Annotated in this window: 19 protein-coding genes; 7 read left to right on the top strand and 12 right to left on the bottom strand. The window is 43.1% G+C overall.

The features are described 5' to 3' along the window. Positions 1-123: 123 nt before the first annotated feature. Positions 124-1,257, top strand: coding sequence for an alanine dehydrogenase (ald, locus tag O9X84_RS10525; RefSeq protein ID WP_269519715.1), 1,134 nt, complete (start codon positions 124-126; stop codon positions 1,255-1,257). A gap of 223 nt (positions 1,258-1,480) precedes the next feature. Here ald and pyrF read toward each other — a convergent pair whose 3' ends face one another. From pyrF to gyrA, 10 genes are all read right to left on the bottom strand, one after another. Further along, positions 1,481-2,203 carry an orotidine-5'-phosphate decarboxylase gene (gene pyrF / locus O9X84_RS10520; RefSeq protein ID WP_269519714.1) on the bottom strand — a complete coding sequence of 241 codons (723 nt, stop codon included), beginning with the start codon at positions 2,201-2,203 and terminating at the stop codon, positions 1,481-1,483. A 6-nt stretch (positions 2,204-2,209) separates the two neighbouring features. After that, on the bottom strand, positions 2,210-3,379 hold the full coding sequence (lapB, locus tag O9X84_RS10515) for a lipopolysaccharide assembly protein LapB (RefSeq protein ID WP_269519713.1): 1,170 nt from the start codon (positions 3,377-3,379) through the stop codon (positions 2,210-2,212). Then, on the bottom strand, positions 3,379-3,636 hold the full coding sequence (locus tag O9X84_RS10510) for a LapA family protein (RefSeq protein WP_269519712.1): 258 nt from the start codon (positions 3,634-3,636) through the stop codon (positions 3,379-3,381). The genes lapB and O9X84_RS10510 overlap by 1 nt, the downstream gene beginning before the upstream one ends. Before the next feature lie 113 nt (positions 3,637-3,749). Then, positions 3,750-6,089: a PilZ domain-containing protein gene (locus tag O9X84_RS10505; protein ID WP_269519711.1), complete on the bottom strand. Its 2,340-nt coding sequence runs from the start codon at positions 6,087-6,089 to the stop codon at positions 3,750-3,752. Positions 6,090-6,278: 189 nt separating this feature from the next. Further along, a complete protein-coding gene (gene ihfB / locus O9X84_RS10500; protein ID WP_032096429.1) occupies positions 6,279-6,566 on the bottom strand; it encodes an integration host factor subunit beta in 288 nt (95 codons plus the stop codon). A gap of 76 nt (positions 6,567-6,642) precedes the next feature. Beyond that, positions 6,643-8,313: a 30S ribosomal protein S1 gene (gene rpsA / locus O9X84_RS10495; protein ID WP_269519710.1), complete on the bottom strand. Its 1,671-nt coding sequence runs from the start codon at positions 8,311-8,313 to the stop codon at positions 6,643-6,645. Between the two features lie 121 nt (positions 8,314-8,434). Next, the gene (gene cmk / locus O9X84_RS10490; RefSeq protein ID WP_269519709.1) at positions 8,435-9,106 is read right to left on the bottom strand and encodes a (d)CMP kinase; all 672 of its coding nucleotides are present in this window, start codon (positions 9,104-9,106) and stop codon (positions 8,435-8,437) included. Positions 9,107-9,267: 161 nt separating this feature from the next. Next, on the bottom strand, positions 9,268-10,557 hold the full coding sequence (gene aroA, locus O9X84_RS10485; RefSeq protein ID WP_269519708.1) for a 3-phosphoshikimate 1-carboxyvinyltransferase: 1,290 nt from the start codon (positions 10,555-10,557) through the stop codon (positions 9,268-9,270). 19 nt (positions 10,558-10,576) lie between these two features. Then, positions 10,577-11,662, bottom strand: coding sequence for a 3-phosphoserine/phosphohydroxythreonine transaminase (gene serC, locus O9X84_RS10480; protein WP_269519707.1), 1,086 nt, complete (start codon positions 11,660-11,662; stop codon positions 10,577-10,579). A gap of 171 nt (positions 11,663-11,833) precedes the next feature. Then, the gene (gene gyrA, locus O9X84_RS10475; protein WP_269519706.1) at positions 11,834-14,527 is read right to left on the bottom strand and encodes a DNA topoisomerase (ATP-hydrolyzing) subunit A; all 2,694 of its coding nucleotides are present in this window, start codon (positions 14,525-14,527) and stop codon (positions 11,834-11,836) included. 316 nt (positions 14,528-14,843) lie between these two features. On the opposite strand from gyrA, the gene ubiG reads away from it, so the two are divergent. The 4 genes from ubiG (at position 14,844) to yfaE (ending at position 19,983) form a co-directional block, all read left to right on the top strand. Beyond that, complete coding sequence (gene ubiG / locus O9X84_RS10470; RefSeq protein ID WP_269519705.1) at positions 14,844-15,563, top strand: bifunctional 2-polyprenyl-6-hydroxyphenol methylase/3-demethylubiquinol 3-O-methyltransferase UbiG; 720 nt, start codon at positions 14,844-14,846, stop codon at positions 15,561-15,563. Positions 15,564-16,138: 575 nt separating this feature from the next. Continuing rightward, the gene (gene nrdA, locus O9X84_RS10465) at positions 16,139-18,460 is read left to right on the top strand and encodes a class 1a ribonucleoside-diphosphate reductase subunit alpha (protein ID WP_269519703.1); all 2,322 of its coding nucleotides are present in this window, start codon (positions 16,139-16,141) and stop codon (positions 18,458-18,460) included. Between the two features lie 107 nt (positions 18,461-18,567). After that, positions 18,568-19,698 carry a class Ia ribonucleoside-diphosphate reductase subunit beta gene (nrdB, locus tag O9X84_RS10460; protein WP_269519702.1) on the top strand — a complete coding sequence of 377 codons (1,131 nt, stop codon included), beginning with the start codon at positions 18,568-18,570 and terminating at the stop codon, positions 19,696-19,698. A gap of 12 nt (positions 19,699-19,710) precedes the next feature. Further along, positions 19,711-19,983, top strand: coding sequence for a class I ribonucleotide reductase maintenance protein YfaE (yfaE, locus tag O9X84_RS10455; protein WP_269519701.1), 273 nt, complete (start codon positions 19,711-19,713; stop codon positions 19,981-19,983). 147 nt (positions 19,984-20,130) lie between these two features. Here yfaE and O9X84_RS10450 read toward each other — a convergent pair whose 3' ends face one another. Further along, positions 20,131-21,171, bottom strand: a complete 1,041-nt coding sequence (locus O9X84_RS10450; protein ID WP_269519700.1) for an L-dopachrome tautomerase-related protein — start codon at positions 21,169-21,171, stop codon at positions 20,131-20,133. A 195-nt stretch (positions 21,172-21,366) separates the two neighbouring features. Between O9X84_RS10450 and O9X84_RS10445 the strand changes: the two genes are divergently transcribed. Together O9X84_RS10445 and O9X84_RS10440 are read left to right on the top strand one after the other, a co-directional pair. Then, on the top strand, positions 21,367-22,464 hold the full coding sequence (locus O9X84_RS10445; RefSeq protein WP_269519698.1) for an NADH:flavin oxidoreductase: 1,098 nt from the start codon (positions 21,367-21,369) through the stop codon (positions 22,462-22,464). A 539-nt stretch (positions 22,465-23,003) separates the two neighbouring features. Further along, positions 23,004-23,498, top strand: coding sequence for a hypothetical protein (locus O9X84_RS10440; RefSeq protein ID WP_269519696.1), 495 nt, complete (start codon positions 23,004-23,006; stop codon positions 23,496-23,498). Between the two features lie 265 nt (positions 23,499-23,763). On the opposite strand, the gene O9X84_RS10435 is transcribed toward O9X84_RS10440, so the two are convergent. Further along, positions 23,764-26,112 (bottom strand): sensor domain-containing phosphodiesterase, encoded by a 2,349-nt coding sequence (locus O9X84_RS10435; protein WP_269519694.1) that lies wholly within the window; start codon positions 26,110-26,112, stop codon positions 23,764-23,766. Positions 26,113-26,219: the final 107 nt, after the last annotated feature.

Here is a 26,219-nt window from a genome sequence, read left to right as displayed (position 1 = left end):
GCTAGTAAATTCTATTTTTCAGCACATAGTTCGCTTTTTATTAACGTATACTCGCCAAAATAAACACATAGTTATTTTTAAAGCCGAGCCACTCAGAGCTCATCAGTAATAAGAGGACCTAGTATGTTAGTTGGTGTACCAAAAGAAATAAAAAACCACGAGTATCGTGTTGGCCTTACGCCAGCTGCAGTAAAAGAATTTACAAGCAACGGTCACTCTGTGCTAGTTCAAACATTAGCAGGCGACGCCATTGGCTTTACTGATGAGATGTACGAGGCTGCAGGGGCTACTATTGCGTCAACCGCTGAGCAAGTGTTTGCAGAAGCTGAGATGATTGTAAAGGTAAAAGAGCCTCAGCCTAACGAATGTAAAATGCTGCGAAAAGGTCAGACTTTATATACCTACCTTCATCTTGCACCAGACCCAACGCAGACTAAACTTCTTGTTGAATCTGGCGCAACATGTATTGCGTATGAAACGGTGACTGACGACCGCGGCGGCCTCCCTCTTCTGGCGCCTATGAGTGAAGTTGCAGGCCGTATGTCTGTGCAAGCCGGTGCCCATTACTTGGAAAAAGCCCACGGTGGTAGCGGAACCCTACTTGGCGGTGTACCAGGTGTAGCACCAGGTAAAGTACTGATTATTGGTGGTGGCGTTGTGGGAACTAATGCAGCGAAAATGGCCTTGGGTTTAGGCGCTGAAGTCGTGATCCTTGACCGCTCACTTCCACGCTTGCGTCAGATTGACGATATTTTTAATGGCCAAGTAAAGACCGTATATTCTACTGTTGACGCAATTGAGCACTATTCGTCGAAAGCTGACTTAGTGGTAGGCGCGGTATTAATTCCTGGTGCAGCAGCGCCTAAGTTACTTAACCGTGAACAGATTGCAGCAATGAAGCCTGGCTCGGTATTAGTGGACGTTGCCATTGACCAAGGTGGTTGTTTTGAAACTTCAAAAGCAACGACACACCAAGACCCTGTTTATATCATTGATGATGTTGTGCACTATTGTGTTGCTAACATGCCAGGTGGTGTTGCACGCACTTCAACGATGGCACTAAACAATGCAACTCTGCCGTTTGGCCTTGCTTTGGCAAACAAAGGTCCTGTTCAAGCAATGCTAGATGACAAGCATTTACTTGCGGGTTTGAACACCCACGAAGGAAAAGTTACGTATAAGGCGGTTGTCGATGCGTTGGGTGAAGAACTTGGCCTAACTTATACGCCAGCAGAAGTAGCGCTTAACGGTCTATAATTTAGCAGCTACTGCTTTGGGTTAGTCCACTTAATAAAAAAGCTCGATGTCTGTAATAAGACGTCGAGCTTTTTTATATGCATTCGATTGATGAACCGAAAACGAATTCACTGTCAAGGCATGTGGCGGTTATTGATAAGAGTTCAATAAATGATCAAGAACCGCTCGATAAAAACTCTGTAGAAGGTCTAGAAAAACCCAAACACTTCAAAATAACCCACTTTCAACGAATAGAATCATTTACCTCTGCTAACACTGCCACGGGATCTGAAGCCTGTGTAATGGGTCGTCCCATCACTAAATAGCTTACCCCATCTTTAATAGCATCAGGCGGCGTCATTACTCGCTTCTGATCACCAGCTTGGCTTCCACTAGGCCTTATGCCAGGTGTTACCAGTAAAAAATCATCACTATGACGTTTGCGTAGTGCAGCTGCTTCTTGCGCTGAGCAAACGATACCGTCTAAGCCTGCTTTTTCAGTCAACGCTGCCAGTCGCAATACCTGCTCTTCAGGCGTTACATTATCAATAACACCTGAAAGCTGTTCTTGATCCATGCTGGTTAGCACAGTAACAGCAATCAGTTTAGTTTTAGGGTTATTGCTATTTTCAATAGCAAGCTTTGCGGCCTGCATCATTGGCAAACCGCCAGAGGCATGAACGTTTACCATCCACACACCAAGTTCAGCAGCGGCTTTACAGGCCTTTGCCACAGTATTGGGGATATCGTGAAATTTTAGATCTAAGAAAACGTCAAACCCTTTAACGACCAAATACTTTACAAACTCGGGCCCGAATAAAGTAAACATTTCTTTGCCTACTTTGAGCTTACACAAACTGGGACTTAGCTTATCGACAAACGCTAATGCGGTGTCTTTATCGTCGTAATCAAGCGCTACAATGACGCGGGGTTCTTGAGCAGCTTCATTAGGAATAGCTTTGGACATAAATCATTACTCTCCATCTAACCCTTTTATGGGTTTAACTACGCCCCATTTCTTACACGATGGACATAGCCAATACAATTTTCTCCCGGAAAAACCACAGCTATTACAGCGATACTTTGGGCGCTGAAGCATTTGTTTTCCAACTAACTCTTTTAATAATCGTAAACTATCGGCAGTATTCTTATCGCTCAGTTGATCGATATAAAGACCCATCAGGGTTTTAAAACCACGCATGGTTGGGCGCTTTCTAAGCTGCTCAATTAAGTATTCACTGGCTTGCGATATCTCACCTTTTTTCAGCAAAACATCAACCATGGCTAGGTATGACGTAGCGCATTCTTGCCAGTGTGCTTCTAAGTTCTTTTCGAAACTATCCCACTCACCAGTTTCTTCAGCAATTTTTTCTAAATTTGGCACCGCTTCACTAAACCAGTTAATATCTCGCTCAGCTACCTGCACAAAATACGCAGTAGCATCGGTATATCGTTTTTGATTAAGCGCCAATTCGCCTAGCATAAGCCATGGCCGAACCGCGTGTGAATCTGCATTTACCGCTTTTTGAAGTAAAGTAAGCGCAGCGCCTTGGCTGTCGTTCTTAAGCTCAACCGTTGCCTGTTCACAATAAAAATGTGCAAGTCGCTCACACACATCATCGTTATCACCGTGGCATTCCACCATGCGCTCAGCTAGCTCAATAGCTCGCTGCCACTCTTTGGTTGTTTGATAAATACTGAAAAGCTGCTGTTGGGCTATGAGATAGTGTTTTTCACTGTTGAGTAACTGGAGAAACGCGTTTTCAGCGCGCTCTAAAAATCCTGCTTGAGTGTAATCTTGCCCTAATTCTCGCAACGCGTTTTCCCGTTGCGCAGGCTGAAGTTCATCACGACTCACTAAGTTTTGATGCACCTTAATTGCGCGGTCTATCTCGCCTCGATGGCGAAAAAAACTGCCCATGGCAATATGCGTTTCAACCGTATCGCTATTAACGTTAATCATTTTAATTAGCGTATCAACGGCTTTGTCAGGTTGGTCTGAAAGCAGGAAATTAAGACCTTTGTAATAATGCTTAGACAGTATGCTCGACTGCTTTCTTTGTGCCTGGCGAACGCTATTGCGCCCCATTATCCAGCCATAACCTGCCGCGACAGGTAAAAGTAAAAACAGCAGCTCTAGCATTAGTGGTCTTTTTCCAAGTGCTGTACCTTAGATTGCGCCGACATAAGCTGAACCTTTAAACGCATCCAACTCGCTAGCATGATCAAGATACCAACAACGACGCCTATAGAAAGCGAAATCGCGATTAATGTCGATAATCTAATATTTGCTTGGGCAATTAGATAGTTTACCGTAACCACTCCCTCGTTTTGCGAACCAATAACGAACGCTACAATTAGCAGCGCAAGAATGATCAAAAATGATACGATCCCTTTCACATAAAACCCTTTAATTTGATTTGTTGGTAAGAATAGCAAAATGGGAAAAAAGATAACACAAAAAAGCAATACTCAATGTTGTTAGCTATTCGATAAATAATGCAGAAAATCTATTAGGCTGGCTCAGATTCTGGCTCTTTCGGCTCTCGTTTTGCTATTAAATTCTCAGTGACGAGATCGTGATGCAACGCAGACATATTAGTAATGAAAATACAGTGAGTATACCCTGCCTGCATCGTTTCTAATTTATCGTACATCGCTTTATCGAGCTTTGATAATTGTGCCAATCGTTTTTTAGTTAAGGGCGTAATAGCACCGTGACAGCGTATTGCCGTTACGTCTGTAGCACTTAGCTGAATTTTTCCTTCGTCCAACTGCTCTTTAATTTGTGTACGGAGCTTGGAATATAAAAAATCTCGCTCTCTAATGAAAACAAGCCGATTGTCGCTTTTACGAACACAATGCACGACTAAATGTTGCTGTATGGACTCTTTAAACATCGCTTCAAGAATGAGAGATTTAGGTTTGGCTTGCCCTTTATCAGCAAAAAAGCCGTGCAGAGGAATAATATTTTGAGTACGTGAAAACGGAAATAAATCATCCGAGTTGTCACTTTGATAAACGGTTTTAAGCCTATCTAGCGTAAATCGATTCATTACACACAGTACTGCAAGAGACGGCATGTGTCTGACCGCTAATTCCCAAATGAATCGATGGGTTAAACGCTGAATACGAGCGATATCTCTCACCTTAAAATAAGCCGTATTTTCCTCAACAATAGTGTCTACATTGGCGCTAACTTTAGTTTTTCGACTAACTTCAGATAAACACAGCCTGACAACACCCGAATGAGGTTCAAAGTGTACAACCTTGTATTTCTCATTTTTGATTTTAAGGTCTGGTACAGAAACTCGAATTTCTTTTTGTAATTCACTGTTTGGAGCAACAATGAGTTTCATACCGCTGGCAGACAAATCTGAAACACGCGCCTCCAGTGAAGATAACAGCCCAATTTTAATTGATGCTATTTTATCTATGACGTAGCGTGTTTCATTACGTCTGTCTAAATCCTCTTCCATAACATAGTCGATATGCCAATTATCACCGCTAGCTTTGAGATCGCTGGATAACGGTTTAAAACTACATTTTGCACTTAAGGTTAAATTACCTATATAGCTCGAGATATCTTTACAATAAAGTACGTGGGAGATAGCAGATAGCTGTTCAAACTCTTTGCTAGCAATATCGTGAATGGCAAACGCTTTCTGTTTGTCGATTTTCGATACAGTATCGAGACGACAATGACTACAGATAAAATCATCGTTTTTGGCCAGTAAATAAACTAACGCGTTTAATTGGCCCATTTCCACCAACTGTCTATGCGTAGCCGTAATTTTCACCGTCGCATTTTTGGTTTTGATGGTTCCGTGAAAGACAAACGCTTCATTGTATTTCAAAAGCTCTTTAGCTAACGCTTCAAAAAAAGGCTTATCTTGTAGACTATTTAGTAAACGTTGAGTCTTATTGTGCTCAACGTTCGCTTTAGTAAAAAGCGCTATTGTCGGCTTGAGAGATTTTTTATTGGCTGATAAATAAACGGGTAACCAAGGGCTATTCTCTAAAATTCTATCGCGCTCTAATTCCTGCATCGCGCGCTCTATCTCTAAATCTCGTTGTAGCGGCTGTCGATAAGCGGTGATTTCAACGTAGCGTTTTAGATTAGCTAGAAAACCTGGCTCGATGTCATCGGGAAATACAAAAAAAGACTCGTACTTTCCAAGGTGCTTATTGTATTTAACCGCTTGAAGGTTAAATGCTATTTCCGTGGATTCTTTGGTTAACCCTGCAACTTCGGGCAACGTAAAAATTATGGTATCGCCGGTGGTTACATTAGGTGGTCGCTTTGTTTCTACCACCATACCAAGATGAGAAAAAGCACTTACACTGCAATGCCTTCCCTTTTCAAATTCTGGAGAGCTTACGGTAAAATTGGGTCTTATTGCGATATCATCGCCAAAATCGATGTCAGTAAAAGACTGACCTTCAATATTGAACGCATCTACGATTTTTTTAAACTGGTCTTTTTTTATTTGGTTCTGATAGAAATCAGAGTTCATCACCGATTCAAAGACACCGACGGTATATCTGTCTTGATAAAGTGAGGTTTCACTTTTTAGGATCTTAGCGCCCACCTTATCTAGACGCATCTGAATGCCGAAGTGTTTAAACTTCATAACAGGAAAATGTGCAAAGGCGGAGTTATCAGCAGGCGCGTCTGTTAGGGAGGTAAGCCTCACGACTTCCTCTTTGACTACTTTTCGAACACCACTCGGTAAACGTTTAGAAAACTTATTAATCCCCTCTAACAAGCGATTTTGTTGCTCGTAGGGAATGAGTGCACGAATTAGCGGCTGATATTGTTTTATTATTGCTTGTTCTTCGCCGGCTGACATTACTTCAATTAAAACCGTTTATTCTTATAGCAATAATATATAACTGTCTTTTAGTGAGGGTCAATAGTTATTAACAGCAAGCGCTACGTATAACAGAATATACGCATTAAATATGTAGCTTTAGCGGAATATCGAATTGAATTGGAAAAGCGAACACAAAAAAGCCGCTTTAACAGCGGCTTTTAAAAATCATGCTATTGAGGCATCAACTCGTTCGCGGAGTTCTTTTCCTGGCTTGAAGTGCGGTACATACTTACCGTCTAGCTTAACTGTTTCACCCGTTTTAGGGTTTCTACCGACGCGTGGCGCACGATAGTGCAGTGAAAAACTGCCGAAACCTCGAATTTCTATGCGCTCGCCCTTTTGAAGGGTTTGTGCCATTTGTTCAAGAAGCTCTTTGATAGCCAGTTCTAGTTCTTTCGCTGGAACCTGACGCGCTTGATCCGCGAGCCGTTCAATTAATTCAGACTTGGTCATACTTAACCTCATTGTCACTATTATTGTTTAAACAGCTATCGCGAATTGGGTGCGCCTAAGCACACCCACAAAAGCATTACTCGCCTTTAGCCGCTTTGAATGCTTCTGCCATCGCGCTAGCAAAACCAGCATCATCTTGCTGATTAACTTTCTCGATAGCTTCTTTTTCGTCAGCCTGATCTTTCGCTCTTACAGATAGGTTAACTGTGCGGTTCTTACGGTCAACGCCCATAAATTTCGCTTCAATGCTATCACCAACTTTCGCTACTTCAGTCGCGTCTTCTACACGCTCAACAGCAATATCTGCAACGCGGATATAACCGTCAACTTCTTCAGCTAGGTTTACAGTAACGCCTTTCGCTTCAACTTCAGTTACTGTACCAACAACGATAGCACCTTTCTTGTTATCTGTCAGATACTTGTTGAATGGGTCTTCTTCAATTTGCTTAACGCCTAGAGAGATACGCTCACGCTCTGGGTCAACTTGAAGAACAACAGCAGAGATTTCGTCGCCTTTCTTATAGTCACGAACTGCGTCTTCACCAGACTTGTTCCAGCTAATATCAGAAAGGTGAACTAGACCGTCGATGCCGCCGTCAAGACCGATGAAGATACCGAAGTCAGTAATTGACTTGATCTTACCAGATACTTTGTCGCCTTTTTCGTGCGACTCAGCAAATGTTTCCCAAGGATTAGCAATACATTGCTTAAGACCTAGAGAAATACGACGACGCTCTTCGTCTATTTCAAGAACCATCACATCTACCGTATCACCAAGGTTAACAACCTTAGATGGGTGGATATTTTTGTTAGTCCAATCCATTTCAGAAACGTGAACAAGACCTTCAACGCCGTCTTCGATTTCTACGAAGCAGCCGTAGTCAGTTAGGTTAGTAACCTGACCGTTGATCTTAGTTCCTTCAGGGTAACGTGAAGCAATTTCTTGCCATGGATCGTTGCCCATTTGCTTCATACCAAGAGAAACACGTTGCTTCTCTTTGTCGAACTTAAGAACTTTAACGTTGATTTCATCGCCAACATTAACGATTTCACTTGGGTGCTTAACACGCTTCCAAGCCATATCTGTAATGTGAAGAAGACCGTCTACGCCACCAAGATCTACGAACGCACCGTAATCAGTAAGGTTCTTAACGATACCTTTGATTTCGTGACCTTCTTCAAGGTTCGCAAGAAGTGACTCGCGCTCTTGGCTGCTTTCCGCTTCGATAACTGCACGACGAGAAACAACAACGTTGTTGCGTTTTGCATCAAGCTTGATAACTTTAAATTCAAGCTCTTTGCCTTCAAGGTGAGTTGTGTCACGTACTGGACGTACATCAACCAATGAACCTGGAAGGAACGCGCGTACACTGTTTACTTCAACAGTGAAACCGCCTTTAACTTTACCGTTGATAACGCCCTTAATAGTAACCTTATCATCGTAAGCTTTTTCCAGCTCAACCCATGCTTCGTGACGCTTCGCTTTTTCGCGAGAAAGAATAGTTTCACCGAAACCATCTTCTACTGCATCTAGTGCAACATCTACTTCGTCACCGATAGCGATTTCTAATTCGCCTTCAGCATTTTTAAATTGGTCTACTGGGATAGCACTTTCTGATTTCAAGCCCGCATCAACAAGAACAATGTCTTTGTCGATAGAAACAACAGTACCTTTTACAATTGAACCTGGACGTGTTTCTAGTTCTTGTAAGCTTTCTTCAAAAAGTTGTGCAAAATTTTCAGTCATAAGTCTCAGATAACTTTTAAGTTGATATCCACGCTTCTAATCCGGATAACGCGGGGTTATTAAAAAATCGCCGCCACTTCCTGTAGCAGCTCTGCTTTGAACGTATTTTACCACCGCGAAATTAACGCCGTGAGGAAATAATATCCATCGCTTTTTCAAAGACTTGGTCTATATCCAAGTCTGTCGAATCTATAATTACAGCGTCTTCTGCCGGTACCAGAGGTGCAACCGTGCGCTGTGTATCGCGCTCGTCTCTCGCCTTGATATCGGTCAAAAGGCGCGCAATGTTAACATCCATGCCCTTTGCTTTCAACTGGCTATAGCGTCGCTCTGCACGCGCTTCAGCGCTTGCGGTAAGAAATATCTTTACCATGGCATCAGGGAACACCACTGTGCCCATATCACGACCGTCAGCAACGAGGCCTGGGGATTGCTGGAAAGCGCGTTGTCGACGAAGCAACGCTTCGCGTACTCTCGGCAATGCAGCAATTTTTGACGCCACGGCTCCCACTTCTTCAGTGCGAATATCATCGGTGACATCTTCGCCCTCTAGAATAATGCGGGTCGTGTCCTCGTTAGTCTCGAAACTAACGTCAAGTCCTGTCGCAAGAGGAACAATACATTCTTCATCATCACACGGAAGGTCGTGGTGAAGAGCAGCAACTGCTAGAACCCTATAAATTGCACCGCTATCTAGAAAATGCCATTCTAACTTTTTGGCTAATAAGCTACTAAGTGTACCTTTACCAGCACCACTTGGGCCGTCGACCGTGACTACGGGTGTGGAATGCATACCTGCTCCATATTTTTAAAATTGCTAAAAATCGCGCGCAATTATACTCGTTAGTACGAGATTAGCAATGCCGTCAGCACATCCATGCTAGGCTGGAAATCGCTAGCAATGATGTGCATCAGGTTCTCGGAGTTATTAAAGCGCTCTAAGAAGTTACTGTTTTAAGCGTTTTCTGAAAAAAGTGTTTTCAACCGAGTAAAGTAATCAGGAAACGTTTTTCGAGTACAGCCAGGATCGTTGATGGTCACAGACGTATCACTTAACGCCACAAGGGAAAAGCACATGGCAATTCTGTGGTCGTTGTAGGTGTCTATCTCTGCATGTTTCAGACTATCGGTAGGCCATACTTTGATATAATCGTGACCTTCTTCGACCTTAGCACCTACTTTCATTAACTCAGTTGCCATTGCATGTAGCCTGTCAGTTTCTTTAACACGCCAGTTGTAAATATTTGTCATGGTCGTTGGTCCATCGGCAAAAAGTGCCGTGGTCGCAATCGTCATGGCGGCATCAGGAATATGATTCATATCCATCGATATACCTTTAAGCGGTGCCCCTGTGACTTCTACGTATTCATCGTGCCACTCAATGTTAGCCCCCATAGCTTCAAGAACATCTGCAAAGCGGATATCACCTTGAATACTATTTTGGCCTATACCGGTTACGCGTACCGTACCACCTTTAATCGCGCCGGCTGCAAGAAAGTAGGAAGCTGATGACGCATCGCCTTCAACCATAAACTTACCTGGAGACACGTATTTCTCCTCACCAGAAATGGTGAATGTTTGATAGTTATCGTTATTAACTTGAACACCAAATTTAGCCATGGTGTTCAGGGTAATATCAATGTAGGGCTTAGAAACCAACTCACCTTTAATTCGAATAGTGACATCACCGGTAAACAAGGGAGCAGCCATCAGCAAAGCAGTAAGAAATTGACTAGACACACTTCCATCAACCGACATTTCACCGCCGGCTAATGTTTTACCCTTGATATGAAGCGGCGGAAAGCCGTCGTTCTTTAGATAAGTAATATCGGCACCGGCTTCTCGTAACCCATCGACTAAGTCAGCGATAGGTCGCTCTTCCATACGAGGCTCACCGGTAAGGATTGCATCTACGTTACTTACGGCTAATGCTGCACACAAAGGGCGCATTGCCGTTCCTGCATTGCCTAAAAATAACTCTTGGGACGCTGCAACATCAAAAGCACCGCCATTACCCGTTACTACACATTGGGTTTTATCTTCACTTAACGTGTAACTCACGCCGAGTTGGGTTAACGCATTAAGCATGTGAGAAATATCATCACTATCAAGTAGGTTCGTCAGTTCGGTATCACCTTCTGCCAGAGCGGCTAGCAGAAGCGCTCTATTTGACAGACTTTTTGAACCAGGTACATTGACCTCACCCGATACTTTTGCAATCGGTTCTAATGTTAACTGTTCCATCTTGTTGTCTATTCCTTTCTTATCCATTCACTCGTTCGAACTCACGCATAAACTCTACAAGCGCCAATACGCCTTCTACTGGCATGGCATTGTAAATACTTGCACGCATACCGCCTACAGACCGATGGCCTTTAAGCGCAAGCAACCCTGCTTCTTGAGACTGTTTTAAAAACAACCCGTCTAAGTCAGTATTTGCAAGGTGAAACGGCACATTCATTTTTGAGCGATTGTGTGAATGTACTTTACTTGAATAGAAATCAGAACTATCAATGGCCGAGTATAACAGCGACGCTTTTTCCGCGTTACGTTTTGCCATTGCACTTACGCCACCCATGTCTTTCAGCCACTCAAAAACGAGACCGGCTAAATACCATGAAAAGGTTGGCGGTGTGTTGTACATAGAATCCGCTTTAGCAGCTAGGTCATAGTCAAAGATAGAAGGTGTTTCCTTTCTAGCGTAGCCTACTAAATCTTCACGAACAATCACTACTGACAAACCACTTGGACCTATATTTTTTTGCGCACCGGCATAAATAATGCCGTGTTTAGCTACATCCAAAGGCTGTGACAATATCGTTGAAGACATATCAGACACTAAAGGCACATCGCCTGACTCAGGGAGCCAATCAAAAGCAATTCCATCAACAGTTTCGTTAGGACAAAAATGATAGTACGCAGCCGATTGGTCTATATTGGCCAGTGAAGGCTGAGGAACAAAGTGCATTCCGTCTTTCTCCGTTACCTCGCCAACAACCACTGCATTGTTATATTTATTTGCTTCTGCAACTGCGCCTTCAGACCATGAGCCACTGACAAGGTGAAGACTTGTATCGTCATGCTTAGAAATATTAAGAGGGACCGCAGCAAACTGACCACGACCACCGCCATGGGTGAACAGGACGTGATAATTTGAGGGAATAGATAAAAGGTCGCGCAGATCCTGCTCGGCCTTTGCGGCTATCTCAATAAAGTCTTTACCTCGATGACTTACTTCCATGACAGAGCAATGTAAGTCACGCCAATTTGTGAATTCGCCTTGGGCTTTTTGCATCACTTCTTTTGGAAGCATTGCTGGGCCAGCGCTAAAGTTAAATACCTCATTCATCGCGTTATTCAACACCTGTATACTAGTTGCCAATTGAGAAGCCAATTAAATCGCCAATTGGCAAACAAGCGGCATAGGCCGCTTGTTTATAAGAACAATGATAATGCTTACCAACAGCTTACATCGCCTGCTGCCAATAAATAGTTACTATTCAAGTAACTTGCACTACCCCTAGTCTTCTGTCGTTGAGCTGTCGTCGTCTTGTGCGACGTTTTCTTCTTGCTCAGGTAACGCCTCAGAAATAATAGGGTTACCTTCTTCATCAAGCTCAGGTAACTCTGCAACTTCTTCAATACGTTGTAAGCCAACCACGTGTTCACCTTCTACCGTTCGCATCAAGCGAACACCTTGGGTGTTGCGTCCCACTACTGAGACTTCGCTTACTCGCGTACGAACAAGTGTACCTTGGTCGCTGATCAACATCATTTCGTTGGTTTCGTCCACTTGCACGGCGCCAACAACTTTTCCGTTACGCTCTGAAACTTTGATTGAAACAACACCCTGTGTTGCTCGACTCTTCGCAGGGTAATCTTCCAGCGGTGTACGCTTACCGAAACCGTTTACGGTGGCCGTTAGTATCGGACCGTCGCCTTTAGGCACGATAAGTGAGACCACTTTCTGATCATCTTGTAGTCGAATGCCGCGAACACCCGTTGCGGTTCTACCCATTGGACGAAGTGCAAGAAGCTCTTCTCCAGTCTCAGGGTCGCGTTTCACTTCGCCGGTTTCGCTATCGCGTAGCTTTTCGTTAAAGCGAACCACTTTTCCAGCGTCAGAGAACAACATGATATCGTCATCACCGTGAGTAATATCAACACCAATCAATTCGTCGCCTTCGTTCAGATTAACGGCAATAATACCGTTCGCACGAGGACGAGAATAAAGGCTTAAGTCAGTCTTCTTCACCGTACCATTCGCTGTCGCCATAAGGACATATTTGCCTTCGACAAACTCTTTGATAGGTAATATTGCAGTAATACGTTCGTTTTCTTCCAACGGTAAAATATTCACAATTGGACGACCACGGGCATTACGACTGGCAAACGGCAGTTGATACACCTTCAACCAATACAGTCTTCCACGAGTTGAGAAACAAAGAATATGGTCGTGGGTATTTGCCACAAGCAGTTTTTCAATAATGTCTTCGTCTTTCATCTTCGTTGCTGATTTACCACGGCCGCCACGTCGTTGCGCCTCGTAGTCTGTCAGCTTCTGGTATTTCACGTAGCCTTCGCGAGAAAGCGTAACAACCACTTCTTCTCTCTCGATCAGATCTTCTATATCAATGTCGTGGCTTGCCGCTGTGATTTCCGTACGGCGTTCATCACCGTATTCTTCACGTATTTTTTCGAGTTCTTCTTGAATCACTTCCATCAAACGCTCTGGGCTGTTTAATATGTGAAGCAATTCAGCAATGATCTCTAGTAGTTGCTTGTATTCTTCTAAAATCTTTTCGTGTTCAAGGCCTGTCAGCTTGTGTAAGCGAAGGTCAAGAATAGCTTGAGCCTGTTGCTCGGTCAGGAAATACTTTCCTTCGCGAATACCAAACTCCGGCATTAGCCAATCTGGGCGCGCAGCGTCGTCGCCGGCACGTTCTAGCATTTGCGACACGTCGCCTAGCTGCCAACCTTGTGCAACTAATGCTTTTTTCGCATCAGCTGGGCTATTTGACGCTTTAATTAACTCAATAATTGGGTCGATATTAGCAAGCGCAATTGCCAAGCCTTCAAGAATATGCGCACGATCTCGTGCTTTGCGTAATTCGAACACCGTACGACGTGTAACCACTTCTCTGCGGTGAAGAATAAATGCTTCTAGCGTTTCTTTAAGGTTAAATATCTTAGGCTGAGTATTGTCCAACGCTACCATATTTATACCAAATACAGTTTGTAACTGCGTATTAGCATATAGGTGGTTTAACAATACTTCGGCTGATTCGTTGCGTTTAACCTCGATAACAATACGCATACCGTCTTTATCAGACTCATCACGTAATGCTGAAATACCTTCAATACGCTTTTCTTTAACTAACTCGGCCATTTTTTCGATAAGGCGAGCTTTATTAACTTGATACGGTATTTCGTTAACGATGATGGTTTCTTTACCGTTGCTGTCAGTTTCAATGTCAGCCTTTGCTCGCAGGTAGATTTTACCACGGCCAGTACGGTAAGCGTCTTCGATTCCTTTACGGCCGCTGATAGTTGCAGCTGTTGGGAAATCAGGACCTGGGATATGAGTCATCAATTCGTCGATAGACAAATCAGGGTTTTCAATAAGCGCGACACACCCGTTAATCACTTCAGTTAGGTTATGCGGCGGAATATTAGTCGCCATACCAACGGCGATACCTGACGAGCCGTTTACTAGCAGGTTAGGTACCTTAGTCGGCAGCACTTCAGGAATAAATTCGGTACCGTCGTAGTTTGGAACAAAATTGACGGTTTCTTTATCTAGGTCGGCCAATAGCTCATGAGCAATTTTTGCCATGCGAACTTCGGTGTAACGCATTGCAGCTGCCGAATCGCCATCTACAGAGCCAAAGTTACCCTGCCCGTCAACCAGCATATATCGCAATGAAAATGGCTGCGCCATACGAACAATAGTGTCGTACACAGCAGAATCACCGTGGGGATGATATTTACCAATGACATCGCCTACCACACGGGCAGATTTTTTATATGGCTTATTGAAGTCGTTTTTGAGTTCGTTCATCGCGAACAATACTCGGCGGTGAACTGGCTTCAAGCCATCTCTTACATCAGGCAATGCTCGCCCGACAATAACGCTCATCGCGTAATCGAGGTAGGAGTTTTTTAACTCTTCCTCAATATTAACGGGGAGAATTTCTTTAGCGTTATCAGACATAAACTGCTTAATCCCTTTTTCTTAATTTGTTCTGCGTTATCCGTTTTGACCTGCTTTTTAGAAATCAAAAAACAATGTCATGGTGCGCACTATTGTTATTATGTGGGTTCATAATCGTCTCACGAGTGTACCACTTGATGACAGATTTATGTAGCGCTTAATTACGCTTATTAGAGCAATATAAGGTAAGCGTTTATTTTTCGTGCAGGCAGCAGTTTTTGACCCTGTATAATCAATAAATAGTATGGAAAATTGTAACTCCTACTCTCCTTTTTGCGTTATGTTATTTATATGCTATTGAAGGATTCACTCGTCTATGACAAATAAAGCTGTAACAAATGTCGACCCACACGAAATTGATAAATTCTCCCAACTCGCCTCTCGGTGGTGGGATCCAGAGGGAGAATTTAAGCCGCTTCATCTTATAAACCCTCTTCGTCTGGACTTTATTAATCAAAATGCACAAGGCCTATTCGGTAAGTCAGTTATCGACATCGGCTGTGGTGGAGGTATCCTTGCCGAATCAATGGCCAAGGCCGGTGCAGAGGTAACTGGATTGGACATGGCCCAAGCTTCCCTAGAAGTGGCAAAGCTTCACGGCCTGGAATCAGGAGCCAAAGTTGACTACGTTTGCTCAACTGCTGAGGACTTTGCTGCTGATAACGCTGGCAAGTTTGATGTCGTCACCTGCATGGAAATGCTTGAACATGTGCCCGATCCAGCATCAGTTGTCTCTGCTTGTGCTGCACTTGCTAAGCCAAGAGGACATGTGTTCTTTTCTACGCTTAATCGAAATATCAAATCGTATTTGATGGGGATCGTTGGAGCTGAATATGTGCTCAGATTAGTTCCTAAAGGTACTCACGATCACAGTAAATTTTTGAAGCCTTCTGAGCTTATGTCGATGACTGACAATGCGGGTTTACTTCCCCGAGACATGACAGGCCTTCATATGGATCCGATCACACAAGGCTTTTATCTTTCTGCTGATAATGTGGATGTTAATTACCTACTATATACAGTAGCACCAGATTAAGTTAACACTATATGTAGGGGCATGATGATAATTCATACACCATATATCGTGTTTTTATAAAAAAACGTTTTTAATATTAAATTAATTTAGCGTTCGATCATTTTTCTCAAAAGTGCTTGCATTTGGTTTGATTAACGCTTGTAGAACGCTAAAAAGTTAGTCTCCACTAACGTAAAATCTGTGCCAGATTGAGTGATGGAAATACCACCAGATATTGGGTTGCATTACAGCGAAAACCTCACTATCTTGTGTCCTGTCCTCAGCGCGATCCGGCAGTAATTTTTCAGGATCAAAGCTCAGACGTCACGTAACAAGTTCTACGCGACGCTTTCACTGGACACAACAAAAGCAGAAAATTTTAAGCAGTCTCTACTCGTGTATTTCAGTTTAGACGGCTTTAGTGTGTTTAATGATGTGAGCATAAGTGCAAAAACAGCATCACACTAGCAGCGGTTAACGCTGTGTGTAGACACGCTAAAAATGACAACGAGACACCTTAGAAACACAACACGAATTAAAACTAAAATGGGTGTTAAACCCACGCTTTATGCGCTAACAGAAAACGGCCAAGAAACATGAATAATAATTTATTTGTCACCAAACGAAATGGTGAAAAAGAGTCTATTGATTTAGAAAAAATCCATAAGGTAGTAACGTGGGCGGCAAAAGGACTTAGCAACGTTTCTGTTTCGCAGGTTGAGATTAAAGCGCAAATACAGTTCTTTGATGGGATCAATACTAGTGAGATCCATGAAACATTAATTAAATCGGCGGCGGATCTTATTTCTACCGACGCGCCAGATTACCAGTATCTTGCTGCACGCCTAGCTATCTTCCATCTTCGCAAAAAAGCATACGGACAATTTGAACCGCCAGCGCTTATCGACCACGTTAAGCAAATGGTTGAAATGGGCAAATACGATAGTCATTTGATTGAAGACTATTCCGCAGAAGAGTTCGCCGAAATGGAAACGTATATCGACCATTGGCGCGACATGAACTTTAGCTACGCCGCGGTTAAACAGCTCGAAGGGAAATACCTCGTTCAAAACCGTGTTACTGGTGAAATCTATGAAAGCGCACAGTTTCTTTATATCTTAGTTGCCGCCTGTTTATTTGCCAATTATGACAAAGCAACTCGCATGGATTACATCCGACGCTTTTACGATGCTGCATCTACGTTTAAACTTTCATTACCAACGCCAATTATGTCTGGCGTTAGAACCCCTACCCGTCAGTTCAGCTCATGCGTTCTTATTGAAGCGGGTGATAGCTTAGATTCAATCAATGCAACCGCTAGCGCTATTGTTAAGTACGTAAGTCAACGTGCCGGTATTGGTGTGAATGCTGGGCGTATTCGTGCTCTAGGTAGCCCCATTCGCGGTGGTGAAGCATTTCACACTGGATGTATCCCTTTCTACAAGTACTTCCAAACGGCAGTTAAAAGCTGTTCACAAGGCGGTGTTCGCGGTGGTGCAGCGACGTTGTTCTACCCACTTTGGCACATGGAAGTTGAGTCTCTTTTAGTACTTAAAAACAACCGTGGTGTTGAAGAAAACCGCGTTCGCCACCTCGACTACGGTGTTCAGTTTAACAAGCTCATGTATCAGCGCATGATGAAGGACGGCTACATTTCATTATTTAGCCCTTCTGATGTACCTGGCCTATACGATGCATTCTTCGCCGACCAAGACAAGTTTGAAGAGCTTTACGTTAAATATGAAAATGACGATAGCATTCGTAAGAAACAAATAAAGGCAATGGAATTGTTCAGCTTGTTTATGCAAGAGCGAGCAAGTACTGGCCGTATTTATCTTCAAAATGTGGACCACTGCAATACTCACAGTCCGTTCAATCCTGAAGTCGCACCGGTACGTCAAAGTAACCTTTGTCTTGAAATCGCGCTTCCAACTAAGCCACTTCAGCATGTTAATGACGAAGAAGGTGAAATTGCCCTTTGTACACTGTCTGCATTTAATTTAGGTGCTATTAAGTCATTAGACGAATTTGAAGAGCTAGCAGACTTAGCGGTTCGAGCTCTCGACAATTTGCTAGATTATCAAGATTATCCAGTACCAGCAGCGTTTAACGCCACTATGGGTCGCAGAACCTTGGGTGTTGGTGTAATTAACTTTGCTTATTATCTAGCGAAAAATAACGTTAAGTACTCTGATGGCAGTGCGAACGGTCTTGTGCATCGCACGTTCGAAGCAATGCAGTACTACCTGCTTAAAGCATCAAACAATCTAGCCAAAGAAAAAGGCGCTTGTCCAAAGTTCAACGAAACGACCTATTCGCAAGGTATAATGCCTATCGATAGTTACAAGCGAGACTTGGATAAGGTGTGTAACGAGCCTCTGCACTACGATTGGGACACACTGCGTGAAGAGGTAAAAACCCATGGTTTGCGTAACTCAACACTGTCAGCGTTGATGCCGTCAGAAACATCGTCACAAATCTCAAATGCCACCAATGGTATTGAGCCGCCTCGTGGATTTATCAGTATCAAATCCAGTAAAGATGGTGTTTTAAAACAAGTTGTTCCAGAGTATGAGACTTTAAGAAATCAATACGAGTTATTATGGGATATTCCATCTAACGATGGCTATCTACAACTAGTTGGTATTATGCAGAAGTTTATCGACCAGACAATTTCAGCGAATACAAACTACGATCCAAGTCGTTTCGATGGTAATAAGGTTCCGATGAAGCTATTGCTCAAAGACCTGTTAACCACCTACAAGCTTGGTGTGAAAACATTGTATTACCATAATACTCGCGACGGCGCGTCAGACACTTCAGCACTAGATGCAAAAGCTAGTGAGCCACTTCCTCGTCAAGAAGAAGTTGTGATAGAAGAAGATGATGATTGTGCCGGCGGTGCGTGCAAAATCTAACTTTTTAGATACTGCATGCGCCTTTGCGGTGCGCCGCAAGGTACTAGATAGCAGCAAGAACACAAATAAAAATACGCGTTTATCATTAAGTTTTTAGTTAGGTCATCATGAAATACACTACGTTTAATCAACAAAGTACAAACCCGTTGTTAGAGCCAATGTTTTTCGGCAACCCCGTGAACGTTGCACGCTACGACCAGCAGAAGCATGCCATTTTCGAAAAGCTTATTGAAAAACAAATAAGCTTCTTTTGGCGCCCTGAGGAAGTTGATGTCACTCGGGATCGTGTTGATTTTCAGAAATTAACCGAGCCAGAGAAGCACATTTTCATTTCTAACCTTAAGTACCAAACCTTACTTGATTCGGTACAAGGCAGAAGCCCTAACATTGCGTTCTTGCCTATCATTTCACTGCCTGAATTAGAAACCTGGGTTGAGACATGGTCTTTTTACGAGACAATTCACTCTCGCTCTTACACGCACATATTGCGTAATTTGTTTTCTGATCCAAGTGAGATCTTTGACGACATCGTGGTAAACGATGAAATAAAGCGTCGCGCTGCTGATATCTCTAAATACTATGACGATTTGATTTTTGCGACCCAGCTTTGGCAAACCCAAGGCGAAGGCGTACATACGGTTGACGGTATTGCCCACACTATCAGTATGTACGAGCTTAAGAAAAAGCTATACCTGTGCATGAATTCAGTGAATGCGCTAGAAGCCATTCGTTTTTATGTGTCTTTTGCATGTACGTTCGCATTTGCAGAACGCAAGCTGATGGAGGGTAATTCTAAAATTATTCGCCTTATCGCTCGCGACGAAAACCTTCACTTGTCTTCAACTCAACACGTGTTGAATTTGTGGGCAAAGGGTAAAGACGACCCTGAAATGGCGCAGATTGCGGAAGAATGTAAAGACGAAGCTCGTGCTATTTTTATGAACGCCGTTGAGCAAGAAAAAGAATGGGCGGATTACTTATTCCAAAACGGCTCAATGATTGGCCTGAATAAAGAAATCTTATGCTCTTACGTAGAGTACATTGCTAATCAGCGCATGACAGCCATCGGTTTCGATGCTCCGTTTGATGTTAGCAGCAATCCTCTGCCTTGGATGAATAACTACCTCAATTCAGACAACGTACAGGTAGCTCCTCAAGAGTCTGAGATTAGTTCTTATCTTGTTGGTCAAATTGACTCAGCGGTAAGTGAAGAAGACTTCGCTGACTTTGAACTGTAATTACGCAGTTTAATGAATAGTAGTAACGAGATGCTCCGCATCGACATTGTCGATGTGGGGCAGATCAACGCCCCTGCCGATAAAACCCTATTAAGCGCTATTGAAGCTGCTGGTATCAATATTCACTACCACTGTAGAGAGGGTTTTTGTGGCGCGTGCAGAACCAAGCTCCTTGAAGGTGAAGTGGAATATACCACCGACCCGCTTGCTTTTATTGATGATGATGAAATTCTGCCGTGCTGCTGCGTGGCAAAGCAACCGTTGAAAATAAAAGTACCTCTATAATAAGAATGTGTTTGTTCTAAGCACTCTTCAGATTCGCCACGTTAATTTAAAACTGTAAATCTCATTGTTCTACTTGTATCTAAAATCTTTGAACCAGAACGCCATCGCAACCTTCCGTTGCGACGGCAATTGCTATTTATACACTGGTTATTGTGCTGGTAAAGGTACCTTGTAAACTTCAAACGACATATTACTCACATCATCACCGGCGTCTTGAATTTTGCTATTAGTGTAATAAAGCGTGTTTTCATAAACACTAAAAGTATCAGCCCAATTAACAGCGCTCCCTTCCACCAATGTCTCTAGCGACTGGCTAGGTGTTAAATACTGAACTTGTTGCCTCTCTAAATCAGCTAAATATAAATTGCCATTATGATAAAGCATACCGTCGGGCGCACCGGTTTGCGCTACAGTGCGCACGTTCCTAGCGACATTAGCGCTAGCGTCATTGCTGATATCCGCTGTATCTATTGCATACAGTGAATAGCCCGATAACGCGTGAAAATAAAGTGTGTCATTCAACCTATCAAGGGCGATACCATCTGATTGCACCTGCATATTAAACGGCTTCCCTTTTATCGATAAGGTCTCCACTTCTGCTTTGGTAAATGGATGGTTATCAAGTACTCTATAACTCGAGTCGTCATTTAAATTGTATACAACCAGCCCTGCATGTCCCGAGTCAGTCATATAAATTCGATGCGTTTTATCATCTACGCGAAGATCATTAATATAAGAATCTGGATGGTAAGCATTTTTTGACAGCGTCAATATTCGCTCTATTTCGTCAGTATCCAAATTAACAACAAACACGCGCGGGGCATCGACTACACCTTTAAATTTTGGGTTTCTAGTATCAAGCACATACAGTTTATTTTTATACGCAACTACCGACTGCACAGCAAGAAAGCAGTCATCTTTTACAAGACTATCGCTAGTACAGCGATTTGCTGAGCTATTCGGATACTTACTAACTTCTCCCTTCATCGAAATTTCAGCAACGCTAAAATCCACACCATCACGCCAATTCGGGGCATTGACGAACAGGCGACCTTTGCTACTCACTGTCACACCCGTAATCTGTGTTCCTTCTAGCTCTGCTACTTTCACCGCCTGCGCCGTTGCTACATTAAAAAATACATTGCTACATAAAAGCCCGACTAAAGCCGTTGTCCTTTTTCGTGTCATAACTTCCTCTCTGTGATTATTTTTTGCGGTACTAATAAAATGCATGTAACTCAATACTTAAAAATGAGGCTGAAAGTTTACATTGGTATACACCGCGATGATTTATAAATTACTATCACCAATAGAAAATTGACTTCGCCACCTCTCAGGTTACTATTTTTTTCAATATTAATTACCCAATTTAAGAAAAGCCTAATGTCAAATAACACACTTTTTACTCCTTTTAAGAATAAAGGTTTATCACTCACTAACCGTATTGTAATGGCACCAATGACGAGACAGTTTTCACCTAATGGTGTGCCAACTAGTGATGTAGCTGGATATTATCGACGACGTGCAGAGGGCGGCACTGGACTTATCATTACCGAGGGTACAACCGTAAATGATAAAGTGGCGACAATGGGCGCTACTATCCCACGGTTTCACGGAGACGATGCACTGGTTGGTTGGCAACAGGTAGTAGACGAAGTTCACAATGCTGACGGGAAAATAATGCCACAATTATGGCATGTTGGTATGGCTCGTGTTGCTGAAAATGCTCCCTTCCCTGAGCTGCCCAGCGCTGGCCCTTCTGGTTTGTTTAAGCCTGGTAAGCAAGGTGCAGAGCCCATGACCGTAGCGCATATCGAGTCTGTGATTGAAGCGTTTGCCAAAGCCGCGGCTGATGCAAAACGTATTGGTATGGACGGCGTTGAAATCCATGGTGCCCATGGATATTTAGTTGACCAGTTTTTCTGGGAGGGTACTAACCAACGCACGGATAGTTGGGGTGGCAATATGGAAAATCGCGGTCGGTTTGCCGTTGAGATTATAAAAGCTATCCGAGCAGCAACATCACCAGACTTTCCCATTGTACTTCGATACTCTCAATGGAAACAACAAGACTACACTGCTCGACTTGCTCAGACACCTCAAGAACTAGAGCAGTTTTTACATCCTTTAAGCGAAGCTGGCGTTGATATTTTCCATTGCTCTCAGCGCCGTTATTGGGAAAGTGAGTTTGACGGCAGCGAATTAAACTTGGCCGGATGGACAAAAAAAATCACCGGAAAATCCACAATCACCGTAGGCTCTGTGGGTTTGAACGATGACTTTTTTGGTGCGTTTAAAGGGGAGGACTCAAACACTCGCTCTGTAGATGATCTATTAGAGCGCTTAGGCGCTGGTGAATTTGACTTAGTGGCGGTAGGTAGAGCCTTGCTCCAAGACCCAAGTTGGGCGAACAAAATTAAAGAAGGTCGCACAGACGAGTTAGAACAGTATTCAGGGAAATCGCTTGGCTCGTTATCATAAAGAAAGTCGATGTTTCTATCTAATTTAGATAGCGAAAGCGTAATCAAAAAGACCGAGTGAGTTTAATGGTAGTGCCTGCCTTGGCAGTAACGCTATTAATCTCTACTCGTTCGATACGCGATTAATTGAATGTAGCGAACGTCCGTCTTAGATTGTCTAGCGAGTTTAGCTGCCAATACTGTAGAGATCGAACGTTTTAAAAATCGCTCTTCATTTCAGCTTTTTTAAGAGATGCAAATTGATCATCACTTGATCAATTTACTTGTTCCCTATCCTCCGAGGTGCTACTTTTACACTGTTGAGTAGTCAAAAGGTAATTTCGACCTACCAGTCTCATCAAAGGTGAGTCTTCAATCTCCGTAATCTTTTGTTCAGCACCGAATTCAGGTGTTGTATTAAATCATCAAAAACTGCCTGTCTCGGTTATATCTTATCTTTATCAGAGGAATTGATCGTGAAGAGGAATAATCAAGGCCCAAGAAGTAGAGGGAGGACTAGGCAAAGGCGGAAGATTAACTGTAGGAGGGGTAGATGATACTATGCCAGTCGCCACCGATGCCCCTGCGATAACTACCTCAACGACAACCACAGCTGTTTATGTGGATAACACGCCGTCTAGAGTCACGGTTTCTGATCGCAAGTCTTACAACTTTGATGTTGAAGAATACGATGAAAAAGCCTTCAACAAATACTACGACTGGCTTAAAACGTATGGCCCTATGATGACGGCCTTTGTATCCTTTGATCCGGAAAACCAAAATCCAAATTGGCCAGGTGGGATGTCGATGGCTACAGCTGCGACAATGCTCTTAACTCAGTTAGACTCTCACCCCATTGAACTTGAAGCATGGCCGTACGAAGCCAGAGTTCAGGCATGGAGAAAAATGGGTAAACGGCTGAAAAGCCACACTGAACTATTTGAGCGTAACCGAGCGTTGGCCCTTAAAAATGAAAAACTAGATGACGACGTTCGCTACGTTATCGAAAGTATACAGGTTGTAACAAAAGAATCACTTTTTCCGGAGGGGATTTAGTTTCAATACTAAGTGACAAGAGCCGCAAAATTGCGGCTCTTGTTCTTTCTATTGTCTAACTAAAAACGCAAAGCTCTGCTCTTTGATTGAACTCAAGGTCAAATGACGACTATCGCCTAGGCGACATAGGAACAAATCATAGTTCACTTCAGTTGAAGCCAGAATTTATTCAACGAGGCTGTCAGTATAATATGAGCTATGACAATTAAACGAGGTCAATTCAAAGCCTGTCCCTTTTATGATTAGCTAAGCACTGAGACTTTTTTTACTTTTGTTCTTCCTTTTGATCCATGAGTATAGATTCGAATTGCGACTTACTGACTGGTTTTGAAAAGTAATAGCCTTGACCGTATTCACACCCCATACCCTTTAATATGTTGAGCTGTTCACTTGTTTCAATGCCCTCTGCAACCACCTGAATACCGAGTTTTTTCGCCATAACAATAATGGCCTCGCAAAGAATTTTGTCGTTGCTAACTTCTGTCATCGAATTAACAAAGCTTCTGTCTATTTTTATATAATCGGTGGGAAATTTCTTAAGATAGGAAATGGAGGAGTACCCAGTACCAAAGTCATCTAGCGCAATGCTTACTCCAGCCTGGCGGAACTGAAATAGCTTTTGTGAGACTCTTTCATCAGCGTCCATTAACAAGCTTTCGGTAATTTCAATTAACAAAGCACTTGATGGTGTGTTGGTCTGCAATAGTGCAGTCATCCACTCCATAATATTGGGCTCTGAACTAAAATAATGGCTCGCTGATGTATTAATGCTTAACTGTAAGTCTCTGCAATAAGACTTTCTCCAACGATTTATGTCGTCGCATACTTGAGAAAAAACCCAGTTGCTTATTTCAATAATTAAACCTGACTCTTCAGCTAGCGGAATAAAATCATCAGGCCTTATCAGTCCTCGTTTGGGATGATTCCACCTAATTAGCGCTTCCCCTTTGTGAATGTCGCCACTGTCTAATGCCACAATAGGTTGATATTCAATAAAAAACTCATCGTTTTGCGTGGCATAGCGCAAATCATTTAGCAGCCCCAACCTTTTAACAGCTGCCTCGCGCATACTGTCCGTGTAAAACTCATAGCTATTTCTACCACTTGCCTTTACGCGAAACATGGCTTGGTCGGCATTTTTAAGCAGACTACTTACGTCTTGCGCATCATCGGGATAGAGTGTTATACCAATACTGGCGCTGGTGTGAATAATCTCGTTCTCGATAGTCAGTGGTTTAGACAGTGACGACAGTAAATCTTGGGTCACTCGCTCAACATGTTTAACATCGTCAAAATTGTTGATGATGATGACGAATTCATCGCCGCCTAACCGAGCAACACTGTCATTTTGCCTTAAACAACCCTCAATGCGTCGAGCACAATGAACCAGTAACTCGTCACCAACACCATGTCCCATGGTGTCGTTAATGTCTTTAAAATGATCTAAATCGAGAAACATCACTGCAACCTTCGAAGAAAGGCGTTCAGCCGAACGTAAAGCGTGTAACAGGTTGTCTTCCATAAAATGACGGTTTGGTAACCCAGTTAAACTATCGTAGTTAGCCTGACGCCAAATAATTTCATCGGCCCTATCTCGCTCTATAGCAATGCTCGCTACATGGGCAAAATACTCTATGCGCGTAATGTCCTCATCTGATGGGGCGCCCGCTTCTTTGTGGTAGATAGCAAAGGTACCTAGGACCTTTCCATCTGAACCACAAATTGGTTGTGACCAACAAGCACCTAATTCAGCCTGCTTAGCCGCGTCACGCCAAGATGTCCAGTAACTGTGGGTACGTAAATCCTCTGTAATGACTCTTTCATTAATGAAAGCCGCTGTGCCGCAGGCGCCCTGCCCAAGGCCAATTTCAACACCATCTATTAAATCGTTATAAAACTGTGGCAATGAAGGCGCCGCGCCTAATCTTAATTGGTTACCCTTTAATAAAAGAATGCTACAAATCTGCCCTATATATTCTTTTTCAACGGCAGCGACGATATTTTCAAGCATAAAAGTGAGCGGCTCTGTATTAACCACTTTTTCGAGGATTGTACTGCGCACCCGCAATAGTTTTTGCGATTCAATAAGCTCTTGTTGCTTTATATCGAGCTCTTGAGAGAGTAAGGAAAGATCGGTTCGCTTTAGCTCTAGTTCAACCAATTTACCTAAATCTTTAAGGAACTTGAGCTGCTGCGAAGAAAAAGTTCTCGGAGTAGTATCAAAAACACAAACGGTTCCAACGGCCTGCCCCTCAACCATAAGTTTTATCCCCGCATAGAAGCGTATGTGAGGGTCTTCCACCACAAAGGGGTTTGAGGAGAAGCGTTTGTCTTCATGCGTATCTTGTACAACTAACGCATCGGTTTCTAAAATAGCATGGGCACAAAAGGCGATATCCCGTGATGTTTCATCAACATCAAAGTTAACTTTCGATTTAAACCATTGTCGTGTTGAGTCTATTAGAGAAATGGATGCAAATTCACAGGAAAATAACTGCGCGGCCAGACGCGTAATTCTATCAAACCGTTCTTCTGGAGAGGTGTCCAATATCTCTAAGCTACGTAGGGCCTCTATTCGCGCTTGTTCGTTTGGCGGCAATACTGAGCTGGTCAAAATCTCTCCTAACGCTAATAGATAGTACGACTTTGTGTATCTAAGATGATGCCTTGATAGGCCAACGTCCGTTTGTGAAACATGGTTGAAAAAGGCCAATCTACCCC

This window comes from Alteromonas sp. BMJM2, from assembly GCF_027257845.1.
Taxonomy (GTDB): domain Bacteria; phylum Pseudomonadota; class Gammaproteobacteria; order Enterobacterales; family Alteromonadaceae; genus Alteromonas.
This window is presented reverse-complemented; position numbering and strand designations above follow the sequence as displayed.

What these genes read in the sequence shown, in the direction of transcription:
- ald (WP_269519715.1), top strand. Translation starts at nt 124, where the DNA reads ATGTTAGTTGGTGTACCAAAAGAAATAAAAAACCACGAGTATCGTGTT.
- pyrF (WP_269519714.1), bottom strand. Translation starts at nt 2,203, where the DNA reads ATGTCCAAAGCTATTCCTAATGAAGCTGCTCAAGAACCCCGCGTCATT.
- lapB (WP_269519713.1), bottom strand. Translation starts at nt 3,379, where the DNA reads ATGCTAGAGCTGCTGTTTTTACTTTTACCTGTCGCGGCAGGTTATGGC.
- O9X84_RS10505 (WP_269519711.1), bottom strand. Translation starts at nt 6,089, where the DNA reads ATGTCAGCCGGCGAAGAACAAGCAATAATAAAACAATATCAGCCGCTA.
- ihfB (WP_032096429.1), bottom strand. Translation starts at nt 6,566, where the DNA reads ATGACCAAGTCTGAATTAATTGAACGGCTCGCGGATCAAGCGCGTCAG.
- rpsA (WP_269519710.1), bottom strand. Translation starts at nt 8,313, where the DNA reads ATGACTGAAAATTTTGCACAACTTTTTGAAGAAAGCTTACAAGAACTA.
- cmk (WP_269519709.1), bottom strand. Translation starts at nt 9,106, where the DNA reads ATGCATTCCACACCCGTAGTCACGGTCGACGGCCCAAGTGGTGCTGGT.
- aroA (WP_269519708.1), bottom strand. Translation starts at nt 10,557, where the DNA reads ATGGAACAGTTAACATTAGAACCGATTGCAAAAGTATCGGGTGAGGTC.
- serC (WP_269519707.1), bottom strand. Translation starts at nt 11,662, where the DNA reads ATGAATGAGGTATTTAACTTTAGCGCTGGCCCAGCAATGCTTCCAAAA.
- gyrA (WP_269519706.1), bottom strand. Translation starts at nt 14,527, where the DNA reads ATGTCTGATAACGCTAAAGAAATTCTCCCCGTTAATATTGAGGAAGAG.
- ubiG (WP_269519705.1), top strand. Translation starts at nt 14,844, where the DNA reads ATGACAAATAAAGCTGTAACAAATGTCGACCCACACGAAATTGATAAA.
- nrdA (WP_269519703.1), top strand. Translation starts at nt 16,139, where the DNA reads ATGAATAATAATTTATTTGTCACCAAACGAAATGGTGAAAAAGAGTCT.
- nrdB (WP_269519702.1), top strand. Translation starts at nt 18,568, where the DNA reads ATGAAATACACTACGTTTAATCAACAAAGTACAAACCCGTTGTTAGAG.
- yfaE (WP_269519701.1), top strand. Translation starts at nt 19,711, where the DNA reads ATGAATAGTAGTAACGAGATGCTCCGCATCGACATTGTCGATGTGGGG.
- O9X84_RS10450 (WP_269519700.1), bottom strand. Translation starts at nt 21,171, where the DNA reads ATGACACGAAAAAGGACAACGGCTTTAGTCGGGCTTTTATGTAGCAAT.
- O9X84_RS10445 (WP_269519698.1), top strand. Translation starts at nt 21,367, where the DNA reads ATGTCAAATAACACACTTTTTACTCCTTTTAAGAATAAAGGTTTATCA.
- O9X84_RS10440 (WP_269519696.1), top strand. Translation starts at nt 23,004, where the DNA reads ATGCCAGTCGCCACCGATGCCCCTGCGATAACTACCTCAACGACAACC.